Below are 18,007 nucleotides of genomic sequence, written 5' to 3'. Positions count from 1 at the left end.
TGCCGCTATCCACCGGAAAATAGCGCCTCATTTTTTCAGGTAAGCATAGCAAACTATGACTGTTCGATTGATTCTCGCTAAGGGACGTGAAAAATCCCTGCTCCGCCGTCATCCCTGGGTGTTTTCGGGTGCCGTTGCCCGCATGGAAGGCAAAGCCCAATCAGGGGAAACCATTGATGTCTGCGACAGCAATGGCAAATGGCTGGCACGTGCCGCTTATTCACCGCAATCACAAATTCGGGCGCGCGTCTGGAGCTGGCAACAGGATGAGTCAATCGACATTGCCTTCTTTGTGCGCCGCTTCGAGCAGGCCCAGCAATGGCGCGCCTGGCTGGCGCAACGTGATGGGCTGGATAGCTACCGCCTGATTGCAGGCGAGTCAGATGGGATGCCAGGCGTCACCATTGACCGCTTCGGCAATTTCCTGGTTCTCCAGTTGCTGTCTGCCGGGGCCGAATATCAACGCCCGGCAATTATCTCTGCCCTGCAACAATGCTTCCCACAGTGCGCGATCTACGATCGTTCCGATGTGGCGGTGCGTAAAAAAGAGGGTCTGGAGCTGACCCAGGGACCGGTCACCGGTGAGCTGCCGCCCGCGTTGCTGCCAATTACCGAGCACGGCATGAAATTGCTGGTGGATATTCAGGGCGGTCACAAAACCGGGTATTACCTTGATCAGCGCGACAGCCGCTTTGCCACCCGTCGCTATGCCGAAAATGCCCGCGTGCTGAATTGCTTCTCCTACACCGGTGGTTTTGCCGTTTCGGCGTTGCTGGGCGGTTGCCGTGAAGTGATCAGCGTGGATACGTCGCAGGATGCGCTCGACGTAGCGAAACAGAATGTCGAGCTGAATGGCCTGGATGTATCCCGTGCCCAGTTCCTGCGTGATGACGTGTTTAAATTGCTGCGTCGTTATCGTGACAGCGGGGAAAAGTTTGATGTCATCGTGATGGACCCGCCCAAATTTGTTGAGAACAAAAATCAGCTGGCGGGCGCCTGCCGGGGCTATAAAGATATCAATATGCTGGCGATGCAGCTGCTGAATCCCAACGGCATTCTGATGACGTTCTCCTGTTCCGGCCTGATGGCAACCGATCTGTTCCAGAAGATCATTGCCGATGCCGCTGTAGATGCAGGCCGTGATGTACAATTTATAGAACAGTTCCGTCAGGCAGCAGACCACCCGGTCATTGCCAGCTACCCGGAAGGGCTTTATCTGAAAGGGTTTGCCTGCCGCGTACTGTGACTTGAAAATTCTGCCCTCGCCTCCATATCTGGTGCAGGGCAGTATTTTGGGAGGTCACTATGATTGCCAGTAAGTTTGGAATTGGACAGCAGGTCCGTCATCGTCTCTCCGGGGTGCTCGGCGTGATTGTGGATGTCGATCCGGAGTATTCGCTGGAAGAGCCTAAGCTCGAAGACGTGGGGGCTGCCGAGAAGCTACGCGCCGCTCCCTGGTATCATGTGGTGATGGAAGATGAGGACGGTGAACAGGTCCACACTTACGTTGCCGAAATTCAGCTGGCCGGTGAAACATCGTTCGAACATCCAGAACAACCCTCGATGGACGAGCTGGCCGCGTCAATCCGCCAGCAACTTCAGGCACCTCGCCTGCGGCATTGATAAAAAACGGCGACCTCAGGTCGCCGTTTGTTTTAGTGCACCGGTTGCGCCAGCCCGAGTCGAGGTATCTCAATTTTCGGGCAACGATCCATCACCACCGTCAACCCGGCATCCTGCGCCAATACCGCCGCCTGTTCATTGATCACCCCCAACTGCAGCCACAACGTCTGTGCGCCAATGGCAATGGCTTCCTGTGCAACACCCCAGGCCGCCTCGGCATTACGGAACACATCGACCATATCGACCTTGCCTGGGATATCCGCAAGGGTCGCGTAGGCAGTTTGTCCCAATAGCTGCTGCCCGGCCAGTTTCGGGCTGACCGGCACCACGTCATAACCCTGATCGAGCAAATACTTCATTACGCCGTAGCTGGGACGATCGGGACGATCGCTGGCACCCACCAGCGCAATACGTTTGGTGTGGGTCAAAACATCACGAATGATTTGATCGTTCATGCATCTCTCCTTTTTCACTCGCCTGAGTGTAGATGGCATCAGGTTACACCACGCAACCCGCACGACAGAAAACTTTGCGCGGCAGCACGAATAAATATGTTAAAATGTAAATTTACTGCCATAATGTAATAATTTGCTACACATCACTGATTTGCGCCCAGCTTACGGGAGTTGAAATGAAGCTGTTTTTCGCTGTTACAAGCCTGATTTTGTTGCTTGTATCAGCAACCTGCCATGCCATAACCTTGAAACTTGATCCGGAGATCGATCTTCTGGTGCTGGATGGGCGCAAAATTTCCGGTTCTCTGTTGAAAGGTGCCGATGGTCTGGAGCTGGATCGCGGTCAGCACCAATTCCTGTTTCGGGTAGAAAAATCCCCGACGTCCTCGACAGACAACGGCCCGCATTATCAGTCTGTGCCGATGATTGTCACCTTTACCGCCAGTGGCAAAACCGTGGCGATCCGCCTGCCAGCGCTGGACAATCGCCGTGAACGTTATGCCTTCGATAAATCACTGAATTTCCAGCTGGTTGACGAACAGGGTAAAGAGATTGCCAGCATCCGCGACCGCCTGCCTTTGCCATCGAGTGGCGACCTTGAGCAAGCCATGTTGAATTATAACCGTAATGGCCAGGCCGCCTCCGTCCCGCGTTTTGCCGTGCAAACCAGCAACACGCCCGATGTTCAGTTGAACGCCGATTTCGCCTGGCAGGAAGCCAGCGACCTGCCCTCACTTCAGCGTTGGTTTGAACGTTTTGATGCGGCCACCCGCCTGCGTTTTCTTAGCTGGATGAAAACCTTACGCGCAAGTTGATAGGAACGAAACGCCAGGGGTAAACTCGTGCATCACTAACCTAGCCCGAGAAGAGTCAGGAAGCCCTATGGAGCAGACCGTTCGTACCCTCAAGATTCAGAAACATATTGCCCTCGTGGCCCATGATCATTGCAAAGCCTCACTGCTGGACTGGGTGCAGAAGAACCAAGGCACACTGCAGTCGCATGTCCTGTATGCCACCGGCACAACAGGCAATCTGATCAACCGTCATACCGGCCTTGATGTCAACGCCATGCTGAGCGGCCCGATGGGCGGCGATCAGCAGGTGGGTGCGTTAATTTCCGAAGGGAAAATTGATGTGCTGTTCTTCTTCTGGGACCCGCTCAATGCCGTGCCGCACGATCCGGACGTCAAGGCGCTGCTGCGTCTGGCAACGGTGTGGAATATCCCGGTTGCCACCAATCGCTCCACCGCTGACTTCCTGATCCAGTCACCGCTGTTTGCCAGCGAAGTCGAGATCCAGATCCCCGATTATCCACGTTACCTGGCCGAACGCCTGCAGTCGTAACGCCTCAGGCCTTCCTGCTCTGCGGTACACCTAAATCGCGGAAATGATCGACAAACACGGAAGGCCGCTCCTTATCGAACAGCAACCAAACCTGCTGACGTGCCCGCGTCAGCGCTACGTAAGCCAGACGTCGCTCCTCAGCGTCCGGAAACGCCTCAGGCTGCGGTAGCAACCCCTGCTCCATGATCGATTCACGTGCCGCCGCCGGGAAACCATCGCGGCCGTCATGCAACCCCAGCAAAATGACAAAATCGGCCTGTTGCCCTTTGCTGGCGTGAATGGTCATAAAATCCAGTTGCAGCTTAGGCCAGCGGGTTTTGGCTTTATCCAGCAGTGCCGGGCGCAGATGATGGTAGCGCGCCAGCAATAATACCCGCTCATCCGGTTTGACATACCCACTCATCTTATCGAGCAGCGGTTCCAGCTGTTCCTGCGTCAGCAATGTCACCGATTTTTTATTGCCTTTGGTCAGGCTATTCAGTGGTTTGCGCAGCTGATGTGGGTTTTGTTGTACAAAACGGTTGGCGATCTCACCGATGCGATCATTGAAACGATAGGTGGTATCCAATACACAGCGGTCACCTTCGCCGAAATAGTGATGGAAAGCCGTCGTCAGGCTCATCTCAGCACCGCTGAAACGATAAATCGCCTGCCAGTCATCACCGACGGCAAACAGCGAGGTACGCTTATTTTGTTGACGTAACGCCGTCAGCAATGCTGCCCGCTGCGGTGAGATATCCTGGAACTCATCCACCAGAATATGCTTCCACGGGCTGATAAATCGCCCTTTTTCCAGAATGGCAATCGCCTGATGGATCAGGCCGGAGAAGTCGACAGCGCCTTCAGCTTTCAACGCACTTTTCCACGCTTTCAGGATGGGAGCCATCAACTTAATGCGCTTACTAAATTGCTCGCGTTGCTCCTCGGGGACGTCAGCAATCATCGCTGCCTGTGCACCACCGTGCATGCGCATCAGTCCCAGCCAGCGCTCCAGGCGCGATGCCAGCCGCTGCGCCAGTTTGTCATCCTGCCAGAATGGCCCCTCGGCAATCTCCCATTCCAGTTCTTCCTGTAACCATTGACGCCAGCCGCTGGCCTGGGCTTTTTTGCTGTTGCATTGTTCGCGCCAGCTCTCAATCAACAATTGACGACGGGCCTTGCTGTCGCTCTCCAGCTTGCTGATGGCAGGCTGTTTATTGCTGCCTTCACGGATAATGTGCAACGCCAGGGCGTGAAAAGTTCGCGCCTGAATCGCGTTTTCACCCAGCCGGGACTGAATACGGTCATTCATCTCTTCTGCCGCCTGACGCCCAAAGGCTAACAGCAGAATTTGCTCCGGCTGCGCCAGTTTACGTTGTAGCAACCAGCCGGCACGCGCCACCAGCACCGAGGTTTTCCCGCTGCCAGCCCCTGCCAGTACCAGCAGTGCGTCTTCGCCATTGACCACCGCTTCACACTGCGAAGGATTGAGTGGCGTGGTTTCAACCGTGGAAAAGAACGTCTGGTACTGCTGCAAAATTTTTGCTGTCCATTCACGGTTGCGCTGACGAATCGCCGTTTCACCCTGCCCGAGCCATTGCTGGCAGAACTGCCACAATTCGCGGCAATTCTCGAATTTTTCCAGCCGCGATGTCGGCAAAGGCAAAGCGGAAAACTGCCGGGTAATGTTTTCTTTGACTGCCTGAAGTTCGCTGCGCTTGAGCCAGCGATCCTGCCCGGTAAAGGCGAAAATCTCCTGCTGTAATCCCGTCAAAACCTCGACGCAGACCTCGCTCATTTCCTGACTCCACTGTTGCCAGGCTTGTTGCAGGTAATGAAAAAAACGCTGCGTTTCCTGCCATTCCGTGCCGTGTAACCGCACGACTTTGTCTTCCGGCAGCAAAAATTCCAGCTCTCCCCACACCAGACCTCGCTTGCAAGCGATATCCAGTAACTGGTTGAAAGGGATGAGGTATTCGTGTCGATCGCCGCTAACTTCCACCCCTGCTTCCAGCAGGCGCACGCGATTATAAGGGTGCTGAGCCAGACGTTTACCCATTGATGTTGCTTTCAGTTCCATGTCCGCACCGTGTTCAGCCAGAGAATTATCGCGCAGTTTACCTGTCAGACCCTTGACGCTCCAGCCTTAAAACAGGCTAAACTGGGCAACACATATTGCGGATTGCAAAAGGAAAATCGTGTTATGCGCACCGTGCTCAACATTCTCAACTTTGTACTGGGTGGTGTTTTCACCACCCTGAGCTGGTTACTGGCGACGCTGGTCAGCATCGTTCTTATCTTCACGCTGCCATTAACGCGTTCCTGTTGGGAGATAACTAAACTTTCGTTGCTGCCATTCGGCAACGAGGCGGTACATATCGATGTGCTGCGTCCGGACAGCAAAAATCAGGTGATGAACGCCGGTGGAACCTTCCTCAACATCTTTTGGCTGGTGTTTTTCGGCTGGTGGTTGTGCCTGATGCATATCTCAGCCGGTATTGTTCAGTGCCTGACCATCATTGGCATTCCTGTTGGCATCGCGAATTTCAAAATTGCCGCCATTGCCCTGTGGCCCGTCGGCCGCCGTGTCGTCTCTGTTGAAGAAGCACAAGCAGCACGGGAAGCGAATGCCCGTCGTCGTTACTAAGGCGAAGTCATGATGCATGAAGCCTTACCCGGCTGGCGCCGCTATCTGTTTAACAGCAGTTTGCGTTATCTGCTGCGCATCTTTTTCGCCCTTGCCGGTTGTGCAGCGGTTCCCTGGTGGTTGCAGCAGATTGAGTGGACGATCCCCCTCACACTTGGCGTGGTGGCCGCTGCCCTGGCCGATCTTGATGATCGCCTGGCCGGGCGTCTGCGCAATCTCCTGATTACGCTGGTCTGTTTCTGTATCGCTTCGGTATCCGTTGAATTACTGTTTCCACACCCATGGGCTTTCGTACTCGGCCTCGCCCTCTCCACCTGGGGGTTTATTCTGCTGGGTGCGCTCGGCCAGCGTTATGCCACCATCGCCTTTGGTGCGCTATTGATTGCGGTGTATACCATGCTCGGCGTGGGCTTGTTCTCACAATGGTGGATGCAGCCATCACTCCTGCTGGTAGGTGCCTTGTGGTACAACCTACTGACCCTGATTGGCCATGTCATGTTTCCGGTACGTCCAGTGCAGGAGCAACTTGCCGCGAGTTTTTCTCAGCTGGCGCGTTATCTGGACGCCAAAGCCAACCTGTTTGATCCTGATGGTGGCGAGCAAGATGATGCGAACCTGATTGCTACTGCCATGGTCAACAGTCAGCTGGTGGCTCAACTTAATCTGACCAAAAGTACCATTCAAAGCCGGTTACGCGGCGACCGTGGTTCACGCAGTACCCGACGCAGCCTGCATTACTACTTCGTGGCGCAGGACATTCATGAACGCGCCAGTTCTTCACATCTGCAATACCATCAACTGCGCGACGACTGGCGCTATACTGAAGTGCTTTTTCGCTTCCAGCGCGTGCTTAACATGCAGGCACAAGCCTGCCGCCAGTTAGCTGAAGCCCTGTTTTTACGTCAGGCCTGGCATCATGATACGCACGTTGAACGCGCCTTCGAACGGCTGGAAACCGCGCTGCAACGCCTGCAACAAAATGCCCCGGACGATGCCCATATTCGCGCGCTGTTCTGGTTGCTGCGTAATTTGCGCGCCATCGACGCGCAACTGGCGTCGATCGAATCTGAACAGCAACTGGCACAACCGGCCACATCCAGCGATGACAATCTTTCCAGCGACGGCCCAGGTGGCTGGGCGGATATTCGCTTGCGCATTAGCCGTCATCTCACACCGTCATCGGCACTTTTCCGCCACGCAGTGAGGATGTCGCTGGTATTGTGCATCGGCTATGGGTTTATCCAGATTACCGGTGTGCATCGCGGCTATTGGATTCTGCTCACCAGCCTGTTTGTCTGCCAGCCAAACTACAATGCCACCCGACGTCGTCTGGCGCTGCGTATCGGTGGCACGCTGGCCGGGATTGCCATCGGGTTACCGGTACTGTGGCTGGTGCCTTCTATTGAAGGGCAGCTTGTGTTGATTGTGCTCAGCGGTGTGTTGTTCTTCGCGTTCCGCCAGATACAGTATGCTCAGGCAACGCTGTTTATTACCCTGCTGGTATTATTATGCTTCAACCTGCTGGGTGAAGGTTTCGAAGTCGCACTGCCACGCGTGGTGGATACCCTGCTCGGCTGCGGCCTCGCCTGGCTGGCGGTGGCTTTCGTCTGGCCGGACTGGCGCTTCCGCCAGTTACCCGCTGTTGCCGAGCGGACCCTCAATGCCAACTGCCGCTACCTTGATGCGATCATGGAGCAATATCATCAGGGGAAAGATAACCGTCTGGCTTATCGTGTTGCGCGTCGCGATGCGCACAACGCCGATGCCGAGCTGGCTTCGGTCGTATCCAACATGAGCAATGAAGCGCGTTATCAGCAAACGTTACGTGAAAATGCCTTCCGGTTGCTGTGTCTGAATCACTCTTTTCTCAGCTATATTTCAGCGCTGGGCGCTCATCGTGTCAGGTTAAATGACGCCACGCTGTTGAAGCTGCTGGATGATGCCGTGTGCTTTGTTGACGATGTTCTGCAAATTGAACGCGTCAGCGATGCGGAGGCCACGCAGATGCAGCAAGTGCTGCTGCACCGCCTGACAGCAATGACGGCCAGTGCCGAGACGCAAGCGCCACTGGTGTTACAACAGCTGGGATTGTTAATTGCTCTGATGCCTAAAATTGCGCGTCTACGCCGTACCCTCGCAACGGAGTAAAACCTGAAACGCTCTGCGGTTAGCGGAGCGTTTTCTGATACCACGCGCAAAGTTCGTCTCTCACCTCACGAGGCAACGCGGCTTCATGATGGCCGGAGATCGCCCCTTCTAATGCCAGTAGTGTTTTCAGCCCTATATTTTTATTAATGGCACGCAGTTTCAACCAGCTCTTCTTGGCACCTATTTCACACAAGTGTTTGACTGAGCGGATACCGACCTTGTGCAACATCATCTCCATGCGCAGGCTGAGATTAGGCAAATCCTTCAGCCGTAGCGAGACATAGCGCGTTTGTAGTTCTTCACGCGCCGCTCGTAACGCGCTCGCTGATAGCTGCATTAACTGTTCCGGTTTCTGCCAAAGATGCGTGTCAACTTTGTAATAACTGAGCGTTACCGGCATCCCACGTTTACTGTAAATCAGCGGCTCCATCGGGCATTGCGTCGCATAGTTCGTCACCGCTTCGCAGGCTCGCAAATAAAGCGCGTCGTCATTGATAAACGCAAAGACCACCTTCTCCACGGACAGGGTATAACCACCAAACTGCGTGCGAGATTCTATGTCGCCTAAGGCGGCTAAATGCGTTTTTGATTGTTCAACCATCGGGTGAGATTTTTTCATCCTGATACCTTCCTGAATTCCTTTTACCAGAACTGTCCTAATAAATACCTCATGTATTCATCAGGTTAGAAGATATTGAAAACGATCAGGCTGTTCAATGAATAAATGCATTTAAGGCGAAAATTTGTGCGATTTTGCGAGACGTTTTCAGAAATTGAGGTTGATCTTTGTCCAGGAACTCATTACTGTATATTCATACAGTTCATTACTGAGTGATTAAATTATGCGTACTCAATTCTCTGGCACCGCTGATCGTTCTCATCGTTTTGCGACTTCAGACGTAGCGCAGCCCTCTTTGGGCGGCATTACCGAATTACGCTACAGCGAACAACCTGGAATGATGCAGCTTCTGTTGCTGCCAGTACTGAAACAATTGAGCCTGCAATCACGCTGGCAGCTGTGGTTAACGCCTGCGCATAAGCTCAACCGTCACTGGATGCAGCAGTCGGGTTTGCCGCTGGATAAGAGCATGCATATCACTGAGTGCGAACGCTACAGCACAGTAGAAAGCATGGTGAAGGCGCTACGCACCGGGAACTATAGCGTTGTGCTGGCGTGGATACCTTATGAGCTAAATGATGATGAACGCCGCGAACTGAAACTGGCTGCCGCAGAAGGCGAAGCGCTGGGTCTGATTATGCGTCCTCAGGGACACGAGGGAGTTTTGAGCAGACAATCTTCAGCGTCAAAAATTCCCTCAGATTTGTTTCATTAAGTAAAATTAGGATTTTTCTCACACTGTTTTTTGCGGAAGTTGACGCTAAGCCACTGATTCTTGTCCTGCCAGCTTAGACAATGGCTTAGCCGATTTTTTCATTTCTGATCACGAAGATTATCCCGTGTCAATTGTTAAAATGTGTGTATAAATCCCTGTTTTTTTATCGACTGGCGTCACATCATACTTGTAACTTTCCAATCTCGTTGTAGACTTTACCTCGCCAGGGTGCTCAATAACCTCCGTTTTTTTCGGTAGAGTCATAAGCGAGCGTTTTGACCCGGCGAAGGATTAAACCCAGAGCAAACTATTTTTGCTCATTGCCTATTTGGATGATAACGAGGCGCAAAATGAAAAAGACAGCTATCGCAATTGCAGTGGCACTGGCTGGCTTCGCTACCGTAGCGCAGGCCGCTCCTAAAGATGACACCTGGTATACCGGTGCTAAACTGGGCTGGTCTCAGTATCACGATACTGGTTACTACGGTAACGGTTATGAGAACAACAACGGTCCGACTCACGAAAGCCAGCTGGGCGCAGGTGCCTTCCTGGGCTACCAAGCTAACCCGTACCTGGGCTTCGAGCTGGGCTACGACTGGCTGGGCCGTATGCCGAACAAAGGCAGCGAAATCAACGGCGCATTCAAAGCACAAGGCGTTCAGCTGGCTGCTAAACTGAGCTACCCGATCACTGACGATCTGGACGTGTACACGCGTCTGGGTGGCATGGTATGGCGTGCTGACTCAACTCAGAACAACAACGGCGTTCGCATCAGCGACCACGACACCGGCGTTTCTCCGCTGGCTGCTGTTGGTGTTGAATACGCACTGACCAAAAACTGGGCAACTCGTCTGGACTATCAGTGGGTTAACAACATCGGCGACGCTGGTACCGTTGGCGCACGCCCTGACAACAGCATGCTGAGCGTCGGTGTTTCTTACCGTTTCGGTCAGGATGAAGCTGCTGCACCAGTTGTTGCTGCTCCGACCCCGGCTCCGGCTCCGGTTGTTGAAACCAAGCGTTTCACCCTGAAGTCTGACGTTCTGTTCAACTTCAACAAAGCAACCCTGAAACCGGAAGGTCAGCAGGCTCTGGATCAGCTGTACAGCCAGCTGAGCTCACTGGACCCGAAAGACGGTTCAGTCGTAGTACTGGGCTTCACCGACCGTATCGGTTCAGAGCAGTACAACCAGAAACTGTCTGAGAAACGCGCTCAGTCTGTTGTCGACTACCTGGTATCTAAAGGTATCCCGGCTAACAAGATCTCTGCACGTGGCATGGGCAAATCTAACCCGGTTACTGGCAACACCTGTGACAGCGTGAAAGGCCGCAATGCCCTGATCGACTGCCTGGCGCCGGACCGTCGCGTTGAAATCGACGTGAAAGGTATCAAAGACGTGGTAACTCAGCCGCAGGCTTAAGTTTCTCGCGTAATAAAAACCCCGCTTCGGCGGGGTTTTTTTATAGCTGGATGACAGCAGAAAGAAGATTACTCGTTCCCGGTGTCACCTTTACCCAGAATAGCCTGGAGATCTTGTTTCAACGTCGACATCTGGCTGGCGTACTTCTCTTTACGTTCCGCATCTTCAATCAACTGCACAATAGTTTCAGAAAGCGTACTGCTACGACGCTGCGCCAGGCCCGCCAGGCGTTGCCACACCAGATACTCCAAATCGATCGATTTCTTCCGGGTATGCTGATGCTCCGCATTAAAGTGGCGCTTACGACGAGCACGGATGGTCTGCTTAAGACGATTATCCAAATCAGGATGAATATGCTGGGCAATCCAATCGTTGACGTCGACAGGGCTGTTCTCCATCGTCAGCAGCGTATCCACCGCAGCCTGTGCAGCACTCAGCTCCAGATGACGGGTGATCAGTTCACCTTCCCGATGTTTTTTCACCAGGTATTTCCACTTCCATCCACTTTCAAGATTTTCGAGCTGCTGGTATTTCATCGGAATCTCATCGTGATCACGTAACAAACTAAGAATAACAGCTTTTTTCCTGGATGCAGCAAGGAAAAACATGTTGCGGCCATCACAATTCGGGCCGGAACTCCGCAGTGCTTAACCCGGTTGATTCCTGTATAATCGCGCTTTTCCCGAATTCGACGAATGGAATATTTTGACCAGCTCTCAACTTACGTGGCAAGCCCTGCAGCCGGATAGCACCCGCTACCAATCCATTTTCTCCAACGTCTCACTGGAAGATAGCGATAGTCTAGCCGCGGTCCAGCCGCGTCTGCTGAATGCCCTGGCGCATTTACATCATCAACAACAAGGTTTCCCGCTGCTGTTGTTACGCAGTCAGGAAAACAGCGACTACCTCGCCTGGGTTGCCTCTGCCGCGCAGCGTTTTCAGCCTGATGAAGAATCCCTGTTCGGCGGTGATTATCTGGTCATGGGTGACAATGTCAGCTTGTTGCCACCCGCGGAAAATCGCCCCTTTACCAGCCAGGGCGGTGTGCACTATGCCGACTGGATTGAATTTGAGCAGCTGTTCGGCTGCGTCCGTCAGTTTAAAGACCGCGTCCAGCTAGAGCCAGGTTTAGTCCACCGCGCCAACGGCGGCACCCTGATCCTCAGCGTCAACACACTTCTGGCACAACCGCTGATGTGGTTACGACTGAAAAAATGTGTTGAACAGGGTCAGTTTGAGTGGCATTCCCAGAATGAGCGCCAGCCATTACCGGTTGCGATTCCGCCGTTGCCGTTACAGCTGCGCCTGATTCTGTGCGGCGAACGTGATGCATTGGCCGATTTTCAGACTTTGGACACGGAAGCGCATGAAATGGCGCTTTACAGTGAGTTTGAAGAGAGTCTGCAGTTGGTGGATGAAGACGATATGACGTCCTGGTGCCAATGGACGCTCACCCAAGCCGAGCTGGCTGGTTTGCCGGCCCCGGAAGCGGACTTCTGGCCTTTGTTGATCAATGAAGCCGTGCGTAATACCGGCGATCAGGACACTTTACCGCTTTGCCCACGCTGGTTACGCCGCCAGATGCAGGAAGCCGCGCTGCACGGCGATGTCCTCAATGCTGAAGCGTTGAAGGATGCGCTGGAAGCCCGCCAGTGGCGCGAAAGTTTCCTCGCCGATCGTATGCGTGATGAAATTCTGCTCAACCAGATCATGATTGAGACAGAAGGGGAAGTCGTCGGTCAGATCAACGGTCTGTCAGTGATTGAGTTTCCGGGCCATCCCCGTCCGTGGGGCGAACCGTCCCGTATCACCTGCGTGGTGCATCCGGGTGACGGTGAATTTACCGACGTCGAACGTAAAGCAGAGCTGGGCGGCAATATCCATGCTAAAGGCATGATGATCATGCAGGCCTACCTGATTGCCGAGCTGGAGCTGGAGCAGCAGCTCCCCTTCTCCGCTTCACTGGTGTTTGAACAATCCTACTCTGAAGTCGATGGAGACAGCGCATCTCTGGCTGAGCTTTGTGCGCTGATCAGTGCACTGGCGAATCAGCCGCTCAATCAGCAAATCGCCGTCACCGGTTCGGTGGACCAGTTTGGCAATGTCCAGCCCGTCGGTGGCCTCAATGAAAAAATTGAAGGCTTCTTCAGCATCTGCAACGAACGCGGCCTTACCGGCCAGCAGGGCGTTATTTTGCCTGCCAGTAATGTGCGTCATCTGAGTCTGAATGCCGCTGTGGTTGAAGCGGTACAGCAGGGTCAGTTCCATATCTGGGCGATTGAAAGTGTCGATGAAGCATTACCCTTACTGACCGGTGTGGCGTGGCAAAGTGAAAGCGGGGATTCCCTGCTGAGCACCATTCAGGAACGTATCGCGCAGCTGAACCAGCAAGAAACACGTCAGCGTCCATGGCCCTTACGTTGGCTTAACTGGTTCAACCACAGCTGATAGCATTGCCCAGCGTACAACTGTTCGCTAATATTCGGGCTTCACTAAATAAGGCTTATTGAGAACATGGTAGATAAACGCGAATCCTATAGCAAAGAAGACCTGGTTGCCTCAGGTCGCGGAGAACTGTTTGGCGAAAACGGACCGCCGCTTCCATCAGGCAATATGTTGATGATGGACCGCGTGGTCAAAATGACCGAAGACGGCGGTAAATATGACAAGGGCTTTGTCGAAGCCGAACTGGATATCCGCCCTGACCTGTGGTTCTTTGATTGCCACTTCATCGGCGATCCGGTGATGCCAGGTTGTCTCGGTCTGGATGCCATGTGGCAGCTGGTTGGTTTCTATCTGGGTTGGTTAGGTGCAGAAGGTAAAGGCCGCGCTTTGGGTGTCGGCGAAGTGAAGTTCACCGGTCAGGTGCTGCCAACAGCGAAGAAAGTGTCTTATAAAATTCACTTCAAACGTGTCATCAACCGCAAACTGGTGATGGGCGTGGCTGATGGCGAAGTGTTTGTCGACGGTAACCTGATTTACTCTGCGACTGATCTGAAAGTGGGTCTGTTTAAAGACACCACCGCTTTCTGATTCCCCTGTCCCCTGAAAGATTCGGGTCATCTCCAATCGTTGAAGGGTACAAATGACAACCTCCGCATTACGCGGAGGTTTGTTCCTTAACGATAGACATCCGGCTGTGCTAAGCCACCGCCGACCTGTCCTCCATGGCTTGTCGCCAACCTCCCAACCAGTGAGACCGTGCGTCGATCATTTGATACGGGCAAATCTCTTTTGAGCGTCCCGTAATACCGGCCTGATAGCCTCGTGAATGTGCTCGTTCCAGGCGGTCTCGTTTCTGTCTCTTCATACCTCGTTTCCCTCATTTCAGGTCTGGTGGAATCTGGTGGAAAGATAGAGTGGTGGAATAATGTTCAACCACTCTAACGTTCTAACGCCATGCGCCGAAAAGATCAATGCGCAAATTTCACGCCAATGTCATAAATATGACCTGAAACCGACATCACAGAATGAGGTAAATTTTCGGAAAAATCGCTTATCTGGCTGATTAGCCAATAAAAAAGTCCCTGATATTTTTGCCACTCGTTAATGACAAATCAAGGACTTAGCTAAGCTTCGAACAATTCTTAATTTAGCGCGATCGCATTATTCGCTATTTGTTGGGCGACTTGCTGCCAACCCAGCGCCAGCGTGCGCACCAGGGCATCATAGCCATCTTCCGTCTGCGGCAGCGTCAGATTAAAGCCATGTTTGATTAGGCGTCCTTCATGTTGCAACACCCATTCACCGCTCACAACGGCTTTTCCATCAAAGCGCCCCTGGAAACCGGTCACGTTAACGCTCAACGTATCATGCGTGTCACCCAGCGGCGAACCAGACACCAGACGGCCTGGCAGCGCGCGGCTAAGATTATTCACCAGCGTTTGCTGCAATTGTTGGTCGAGTGGACTGGCCCACAGATTATTAGCGGCGATGACGTATTTCACGTCGCTGGTCTGATACACCAAACCATTCCCCGCCAGATAATCTGGCACGCTGATCTGCTGCACCCAAAGCATCGGCTGCTGGCTACTGGCCTCGCTGCTGACAGGTGCCACAGCGGCACCCGCAGGCAGTTGGTAGTAAGTGGTTTCAACGGTGCTGCTGCAACCCGCCAGCAGCAGCAGCGCCCCAATCATCAGCCCTTTTTTCACTGTTTCGCCCTCTTTGGCTGTGGGTCCTGGCCCGGTTTGGCTTCAAACACCAGCGCGTTACTTTTGCTGTTCAACGTTTTCAACACCGGCTGCAATTCACGCAGCGTCTTATCCAGTTGCTGCATATCCCCCACCAGCTTGTTGTAGGCTGGCGAGCCCGGTTGCAGCCCTTTCATGCTGCGGTTCAGCTCACGTAACGTCTGTTGCATATCGGCCGGCAGCGTCTTCATCGCCGGGCTGGCGGTGATCTGATTCAGGTTGTTCAACGTTTTCTGCAACTGTTGCAGGGTTTTCTGGCTCTCTTTCAGCGTACCGGTCGCTTCATTAATCATCGGATTAAGCGGCAGGTTGTTGATCTTATCGAGCGCTGCCAACAGTTTCTGCTGGATCTGGCTCAGCCCCCCGCTGACGGTTGGAATCACTTCAATACCGGCAACTTTGTTGGGTCCCTGATAAGCCGGAACATTGTCGTAGAAATCCAGATCAATATAGAGCGCCCCTGACAGCAGGTTACCCGTCTTCAACGTCGCACGCAGGCCGCGTTTTTTACCATCCTGGAGATGTTGTTCCAGGTTGAAATCCCCGCCCAGACGGCTGAGGAAGCGATCAGGTTCGATGCGGATCAATACCGGCACGCGATAGTCGTTATCCAGAGCCTGATTGACGCCGGGAACCATATAAGGTGCCTGTGCAACCGTCCCCAGACGAATGCCGCGGAATTCCACTGGCGCGCCCGCCTGCAAGCCACGAATCGAGTCGGTAAAGAACATCAGGAAATCAATGTGGTTGGTGTAGAGCGAGTTTTGGATGCTGCGCTGATCGTCAAACAGATGATACTCGGCCTTGTTCTGTGCCACGTCACCCAGCTCCCACCCATCCGGCACATCAAAGCTAACACCGCCGCTAAACAGCGTGGTGAGCGATCCCATTTCTACGCGCATCCCGGAAGAGGACATATCCACAGCGATGCCGCTGTCCTTCCAGAAACGCACATTGGTGGTCACCAGACGATCATAGGGTGCAGAGATAAACAGCTGGTAGGTCATCATGCGTTTATCGGTATCAAAGCTGCTGCTCTCCACTGAACCCACCTGATAGCCCCGGAACAGTACCGGATCTCCCGGGGTTAACTGCCCGGCCTTTTTACTGTCCAGCGTAATGCGAATACCTTTTGCATCAGGCGGTGCCAGCGGCGGCGCATCCAGCAGCGGGTAACTGGTCGGTTTTTCGCCCTTTGTGCCCGGCTGCAATTCAATGTAAGCACCAGACAGCAAGGTGCCGAGACCGGTGATCCCCTCACGGCCAACCTGCGGCTTCACCACCCAGAACACGCTGTCATCATGCAACAGTTTCTCCATGCCGGAGTTCAGCCTGGCCTTGATCTCGACATGATGTAAATCATCAGTCAGCACCGCGCTTTCCACTACGCCAACATTGACGCTGCGGCTTTTAATCGTGGTTTTGCCCGCTTCAATACCTTCGGCATTTTCGGTGATCAGCGTCACTTCCGGCCCCTGATGGCTGAAGTGATAAAAAAGAATCCATCCACCGATCAACAGCGTGACGATGGGTACAATCCAGACCGGCGACCAGCGTTTAATCTGGTCGACGTTAGCAATGCCCTGATGATTGTCCGTCAAGACGCGGCTCCTTACGTTCGGTTTTCCGTACACGATCCCAGGTCAGACGCGGATCAAAAGCCAATGCTGCAAACATGGTGAGAATCACCACCATCGCAAACAATAGCGCGCCTGGCGCCGGGTAAACACTCATTAATCGCCCCATCTGCACCAGTGCGGAGAGAACGGCGATAACAAATACATCGATCATTGACCAACGGCCAACAAATTCCACCACCTCATAAACCAGATGCATCTTTTCGCTGTCATGCTGGCCACGGCCACTGGCATCCCAACACAGCCAGCCAATTGCCAGCATTTTCAGCGACGGCACCATGATGCTGGCGATAAAAATCACCAGCGCCACCGGCCATGAGCCTTCACTCCACAACAAGATCACCCCGGCCATAATGTTAGAGGGATATTGTGAGCCCAATGTCTCTGTCACCATGATCGGCATAATATTGGAAGGAAGGTAGAGCATCAGGGAGGTAATCAGCAATGCCATAGTCCATTGCAGGCTGTGGGGGCGTCGCGCATGTGCCACCACGTTACAGCGGCTACAGTGATGACGGGCCACCGGCATGATGGCGGTACAACAGGGGCAGCGTCGCATCCCTTGTTGCAAACCGCTAATACCCGCTTTCGGTGCATGCGGGAGCGCGGGCAATGGCGCGATCTTCTGCCACACCCAGCGGCGATCCACCACCTGAAACGCCCGCAACTGCAATACACAAAACAGGCACCACGCCCAGAAACTCATCCCCAGACCAATCTCACCGTAGGCCATCAGTTTGACAAAACTGACCAGCACGCCGGCCATGAAAATTTCCGCCATGCCCCAGTTACGTAACTGAAACAGGATACGCGCCAGCACCAGACGCAGGTGGTGCGGCATTCTGACACGATTGACCAGCAAAATGATGGTCACCATGCAGAATGCCGGGATGCCTTGTACGAACAGCAAAAACAAGGTTGCGAGGCTACTGTAGTCCTCGCGCACCATCACATTGGGAATTTCCGGTAGCGAGATTTCACTACTGAGGCCGGCGACATGCATATTAACGAAGGGGAACAGATTCGCCAGCACCAGCATAAACAACGCGGCAAGAGCATAGCCGGTCGGACGCTTTTGCGGCTCGTGCCAGTTGGCGGTCAGCGTAGTATGGCAGCGCGGGCAACGCGCCCGGCTGCCGACCGGTATAGCAGGCAATTTAACCGTTAAATCGCACTGTGGACAGAGTATCCACGATTGCGCATCATCCGCTGCACACATACCGGTT

General features: G+C 53.7%; 17 protein-coding genes and 1 pseudogene. 10 read left to right on the top strand and 8 right to left on the bottom strand.

The window, feature by feature from the left end:
- Window positions 1–55 precede the first annotated feature (55 nt).
- Window positions 56–1,246 (top strand): 23S rRNA (cytosine(1962)-C(5))-methyltransferase RlmI, encoded by a 1,191-nt coding sequence (gene rlmI / locus PAT9B_RS07010; RefSeq protein ID WP_013508562.1) that lies wholly within the window; start codon window positions 56–58, stop codon window positions 1,244–1,246.
- A 59-nt stretch (window positions 1,247–1,305) separates the two neighbouring features.
- A complete protein-coding gene (gene hspQ / locus PAT9B_RS07005) occupies window positions 1,306–1,623 on the top strand; it encodes a heat shock protein HspQ (RefSeq protein ID WP_013508561.1) in 318 nt (105 codons plus the stop codon).
- Window positions 1,624–1,655: 32 nt separating this feature from the next.
- On the opposite strand, the gene PAT9B_RS07000 is transcribed toward hspQ, so the two are convergent.
- A complete protein-coding gene (locus tag PAT9B_RS07000) occupies window positions 1,656–2,078 on the bottom strand; it encodes a CoA-binding protein (RefSeq protein WP_013508560.1) in 423 nt (140 codons plus the stop codon).
- 176 nt (window positions 2,079–2,254) lie between these two features.
- Between PAT9B_RS07000 and PAT9B_RS06995 the strand changes: the two genes are divergently transcribed.
- Together PAT9B_RS06995 and PAT9B_RS06990 are read left to right on the top strand one after the other, a co-directional pair.
- Entirely contained in the window at window positions 2,255–2,893 is a 639-nt protein-coding gene (locus tag PAT9B_RS06995) for a DUF2057 family protein (RefSeq protein WP_013508559.1), read from the top strand.
- A 67-nt stretch (window positions 2,894–2,960) separates the two neighbouring features.
- Window positions 2,961–3,422 carry a methylglyoxal synthase gene (locus PAT9B_RS06990; RefSeq protein ID WP_013508558.1) on the top strand — a complete coding sequence of 154 codons (462 nt, stop codon included), beginning with the start codon at window positions 2,961–2,963 and terminating at the stop codon, window positions 3,420–3,422.
- Window positions 3,423–3,426: 4 nt separating this feature from the next.
- Here the strand turns inward: PAT9B_RS06990 and helD are convergent, their stop codons facing one another.
- Window positions 3,427–5,481 carry a DNA helicase IV gene (gene helD, locus PAT9B_RS06985; protein WP_013508557.1) on the bottom strand — a complete coding sequence of 685 codons (2,055 nt, stop codon included), beginning with the start codon at window positions 5,479–5,481 and terminating at the stop codon, window positions 3,427–3,429.
- 123 nt (window positions 5,482–5,604) lie between these two features.
- Here helD and PAT9B_RS06980 point away from each other — a divergent pair, with 123 nt between their 5' ends.
- Together PAT9B_RS06980 and yccS are read left to right on the top strand one after the other, a co-directional pair.
- Window positions 5,605–6,048 (top strand): YccF domain-containing protein, encoded by a 444-nt coding sequence (locus tag PAT9B_RS06980; RefSeq protein WP_013508556.1) that lies wholly within the window; start codon window positions 5,605–5,607, stop codon window positions 6,046–6,048.
- Between the two features lie 9 nt (window positions 6,049–6,057).
- A complete protein-coding gene (gene yccS / locus PAT9B_RS06975) occupies window positions 6,058–8,196 on the top strand; it encodes a YccS family putative transporter (RefSeq protein ID WP_013508555.1) in 2,139 nt (712 codons plus the stop codon).
- A gap of 19 nt (window positions 8,197–8,215) precedes the next feature.
- On the opposite strand, the gene PAT9B_RS06970 is transcribed toward yccS, so the two are convergent.
- Window positions 8,216–8,815 carry a TfoX/Sxy family DNA transformation protein gene (locus PAT9B_RS06970; protein ID WP_013508554.1) on the bottom strand — a complete coding sequence of 200 codons (600 nt, stop codon included), beginning with the start codon at window positions 8,813–8,815 and terminating at the stop codon, window positions 8,216–8,218.
- A 223-nt stretch (window positions 8,816–9,038) separates the two neighbouring features.
- Between PAT9B_RS06970 and sulA the strand changes: the two genes are divergently transcribed.
- Together sulA and ompA are read left to right on the top strand one after the other, a co-directional pair.
- Window positions 9,039–9,530: an SOS-induced cell division inhibitor SulA gene (gene sulA, locus PAT9B_RS06965; RefSeq protein WP_013508553.1), complete on the top strand. Its 492-nt coding sequence runs from the start codon at window positions 9,039–9,041 to the stop codon at window positions 9,528–9,530.
- A gap of 350 nt (window positions 9,531–9,880) precedes the next feature.
- Window positions 9,881–10,951: a porin OmpA gene (gene ompA, locus PAT9B_RS06960; RefSeq protein WP_013508552.1), complete on the top strand. Its 1,071-nt coding sequence runs from the start codon at window positions 9,881–9,883 to the stop codon at window positions 10,949–10,951.
- A gap of 68 nt (window positions 10,952–11,019) precedes the next feature.
- Here ompA and matP read toward each other — a convergent pair whose 3' ends face one another.
- Window positions 11,020–11,487 carry a macrodomain Ter protein MatP gene (matP, locus tag PAT9B_RS06955; RefSeq protein ID WP_013508551.1) on the bottom strand — a complete coding sequence of 156 codons (468 nt, stop codon included), beginning with the start codon at window positions 11,485–11,487 and terminating at the stop codon, window positions 11,020–11,022.
- A 53-nt stretch (window positions 11,488–11,540) separates the two neighbouring features.
- On the opposite strand from matP, the pseudogene PAT9B_RS06950 reads away from it, so the two are divergent.
- Window positions 11,541–13,399, top strand: a pseudogene (locus tag PAT9B_RS06950) (AAA family ATPase).
- Window positions 13,400–13,465: 66 nt separating this feature from the next.
- Window positions 13,466–13,984, top strand: a complete 519-nt coding sequence (gene fabA / locus PAT9B_RS06945) for a bifunctional 3-hydroxydecanoyl-ACP dehydratase/trans-2-decenoyl-ACP isomerase (protein ID WP_013508549.1) — start codon at window positions 13,466–13,468, stop codon at window positions 13,982–13,984.
- A gap of 109 nt (window positions 13,985–14,093) precedes the next feature.
- Here the strand turns inward: fabA and rmf are convergent, their stop codons facing one another.
- The 4 genes from rmf to pqiA form a co-directional block, all read right to left on the bottom strand.
- A complete protein-coding gene (rmf, locus tag PAT9B_RS29620) occupies window positions 14,094–14,261 on the bottom strand; it encodes a ribosome modulation factor (RefSeq protein ID WP_013508548.1) in 168 nt (55 codons plus the stop codon).
- Between the two features lie 277 nt (window positions 14,262–14,538).
- Window positions 14,539–15,105 carry a membrane integrity-associated transporter subunit PqiC gene (pqiC, locus tag PAT9B_RS06940; RefSeq protein WP_013508547.1) on the bottom strand — a complete coding sequence of 189 codons (567 nt, stop codon included), beginning with the start codon at window positions 15,103–15,105 and terminating at the stop codon, window positions 14,539–14,541.
- Window positions 15,102–16,745, bottom strand: coding sequence for an intermembrane transport protein PqiB (pqiB, locus tag PAT9B_RS06935; protein ID WP_013508546.1), 1,644 nt, complete (start codon window positions 16,743–16,745; stop codon window positions 15,102–15,104). The genes pqiC and pqiB overlap by 4 nt, the downstream gene beginning before the upstream one ends.
- Window positions 16,717–18,000, bottom strand: a complete 1,284-nt coding sequence (pqiA, locus tag PAT9B_RS06930; protein WP_013508545.1) for a membrane integrity-associated transporter subunit PqiA — start codon at window positions 17,998–18,000, stop codon at window positions 16,717–16,719. Before pqiA ends, pqiB begins: the two co-directional genes overlap by 29 nt.
- Window positions 18,001–18,007: the final 7 nt, after the last annotated feature.

This window comes from Pantoea sp. At-9b (assembly GCF_000175935.2).
Classification (GTDB): Bacteria; Pseudomonadota; Gammaproteobacteria; order Enterobacterales; family Enterobacteriaceae; genus Pantoea.
The sequence above is the reverse complement of the archived record's forward strand: the minus strand, read 5'-3'. Positions and strand labels throughout refer to the sequence as shown.

Excerpts from the sequence above, each read along its gene's own strand:
- matP (WP_013508551.1), bottom strand. The coding sequence starts at position 11,487 with ATGAAATACCAGCAGCTCGAAAATCTTGAAAGTGGATGGAAGTGGAAA.
- helD (WP_013508557.1), bottom strand. The coding sequence starts at position 5,481 with ATGGAACTGAAAGCAACATCAATGGGTAAACGTCTGGCTCAGCACCCT.
- PAT9B_RS06990 (WP_013508558.1), top strand. The coding sequence starts at position 2,961 with ATGGAGCAGACCGTTCGTACCCTCAAGATTCAGAAACATATTGCCCTC.
- fabA (WP_013508549.1), top strand. The coding sequence starts at position 13,466 with ATGGTAGATAAACGCGAATCCTATAGCAAAGAAGACCTGGTTGCCTCA.
- PAT9B_RS06970 (WP_013508554.1), bottom strand. The coding sequence starts at position 8,815 with ATGAAAAAATCTCACCCGATGGTTGAACAATCAAAAACGCATTTAGCC.
- pqiA (WP_013508545.1), bottom strand. The coding sequence starts at position 18,000 with ATGTGTGCAGCGGATGATGCGCAATCGTGGATACTCTGTCCACAGTGC.
- hspQ (WP_013508561.1), top strand. The coding sequence starts at position 1,306 with ATGATTGCCAGTAAGTTTGGAATTGGACAGCAGGTCCGTCATCGTCTC.
- yccS (WP_013508555.1), top strand. The coding sequence starts at position 6,058 with ATGATGCATGAAGCCTTACCCGGCTGGCGCCGCTATCTGTTTAACAGC.
- rmf (WP_013508548.1), bottom strand. The coding sequence starts at position 14,261 with ATGAAGAGACAGAAACGAGACCGCCTGGAACGAGCACATTCACGAGGC.
- PAT9B_RS06995 (WP_013508559.1), top strand. The coding sequence starts at position 2,255 with ATGAAGCTGTTTTTCGCTGTTACAAGCCTGATTTTGTTGCTTGTATCA.
- ompA (WP_013508552.1), top strand. The coding sequence starts at position 9,881 with ATGAAAAAGACAGCTATCGCAATTGCAGTGGCACTGGCTGGCTTCGCT.
- sulA (WP_013508553.1), top strand. The coding sequence starts at position 9,039 with ATGCGTACTCAATTCTCTGGCACCGCTGATCGTTCTCATCGTTTTGCG.
- rlmI (WP_013508562.1), top strand. The coding sequence starts at position 56 with ATGACTGTTCGATTGATTCTCGCTAAGGGACGTGAAAAATCCCTGCTC.
- PAT9B_RS07000 (WP_013508560.1), bottom strand. The coding sequence starts at position 2,078 with ATGAACGATCAAATCATTCGTGATGTTTTGACCCACACCAAACGTATT.
- PAT9B_RS06980 (WP_013508556.1), top strand. The coding sequence starts at position 5,605 with ATGCGCACCGTGCTCAACATTCTCAACTTTGTACTGGGTGGTGTTTTC.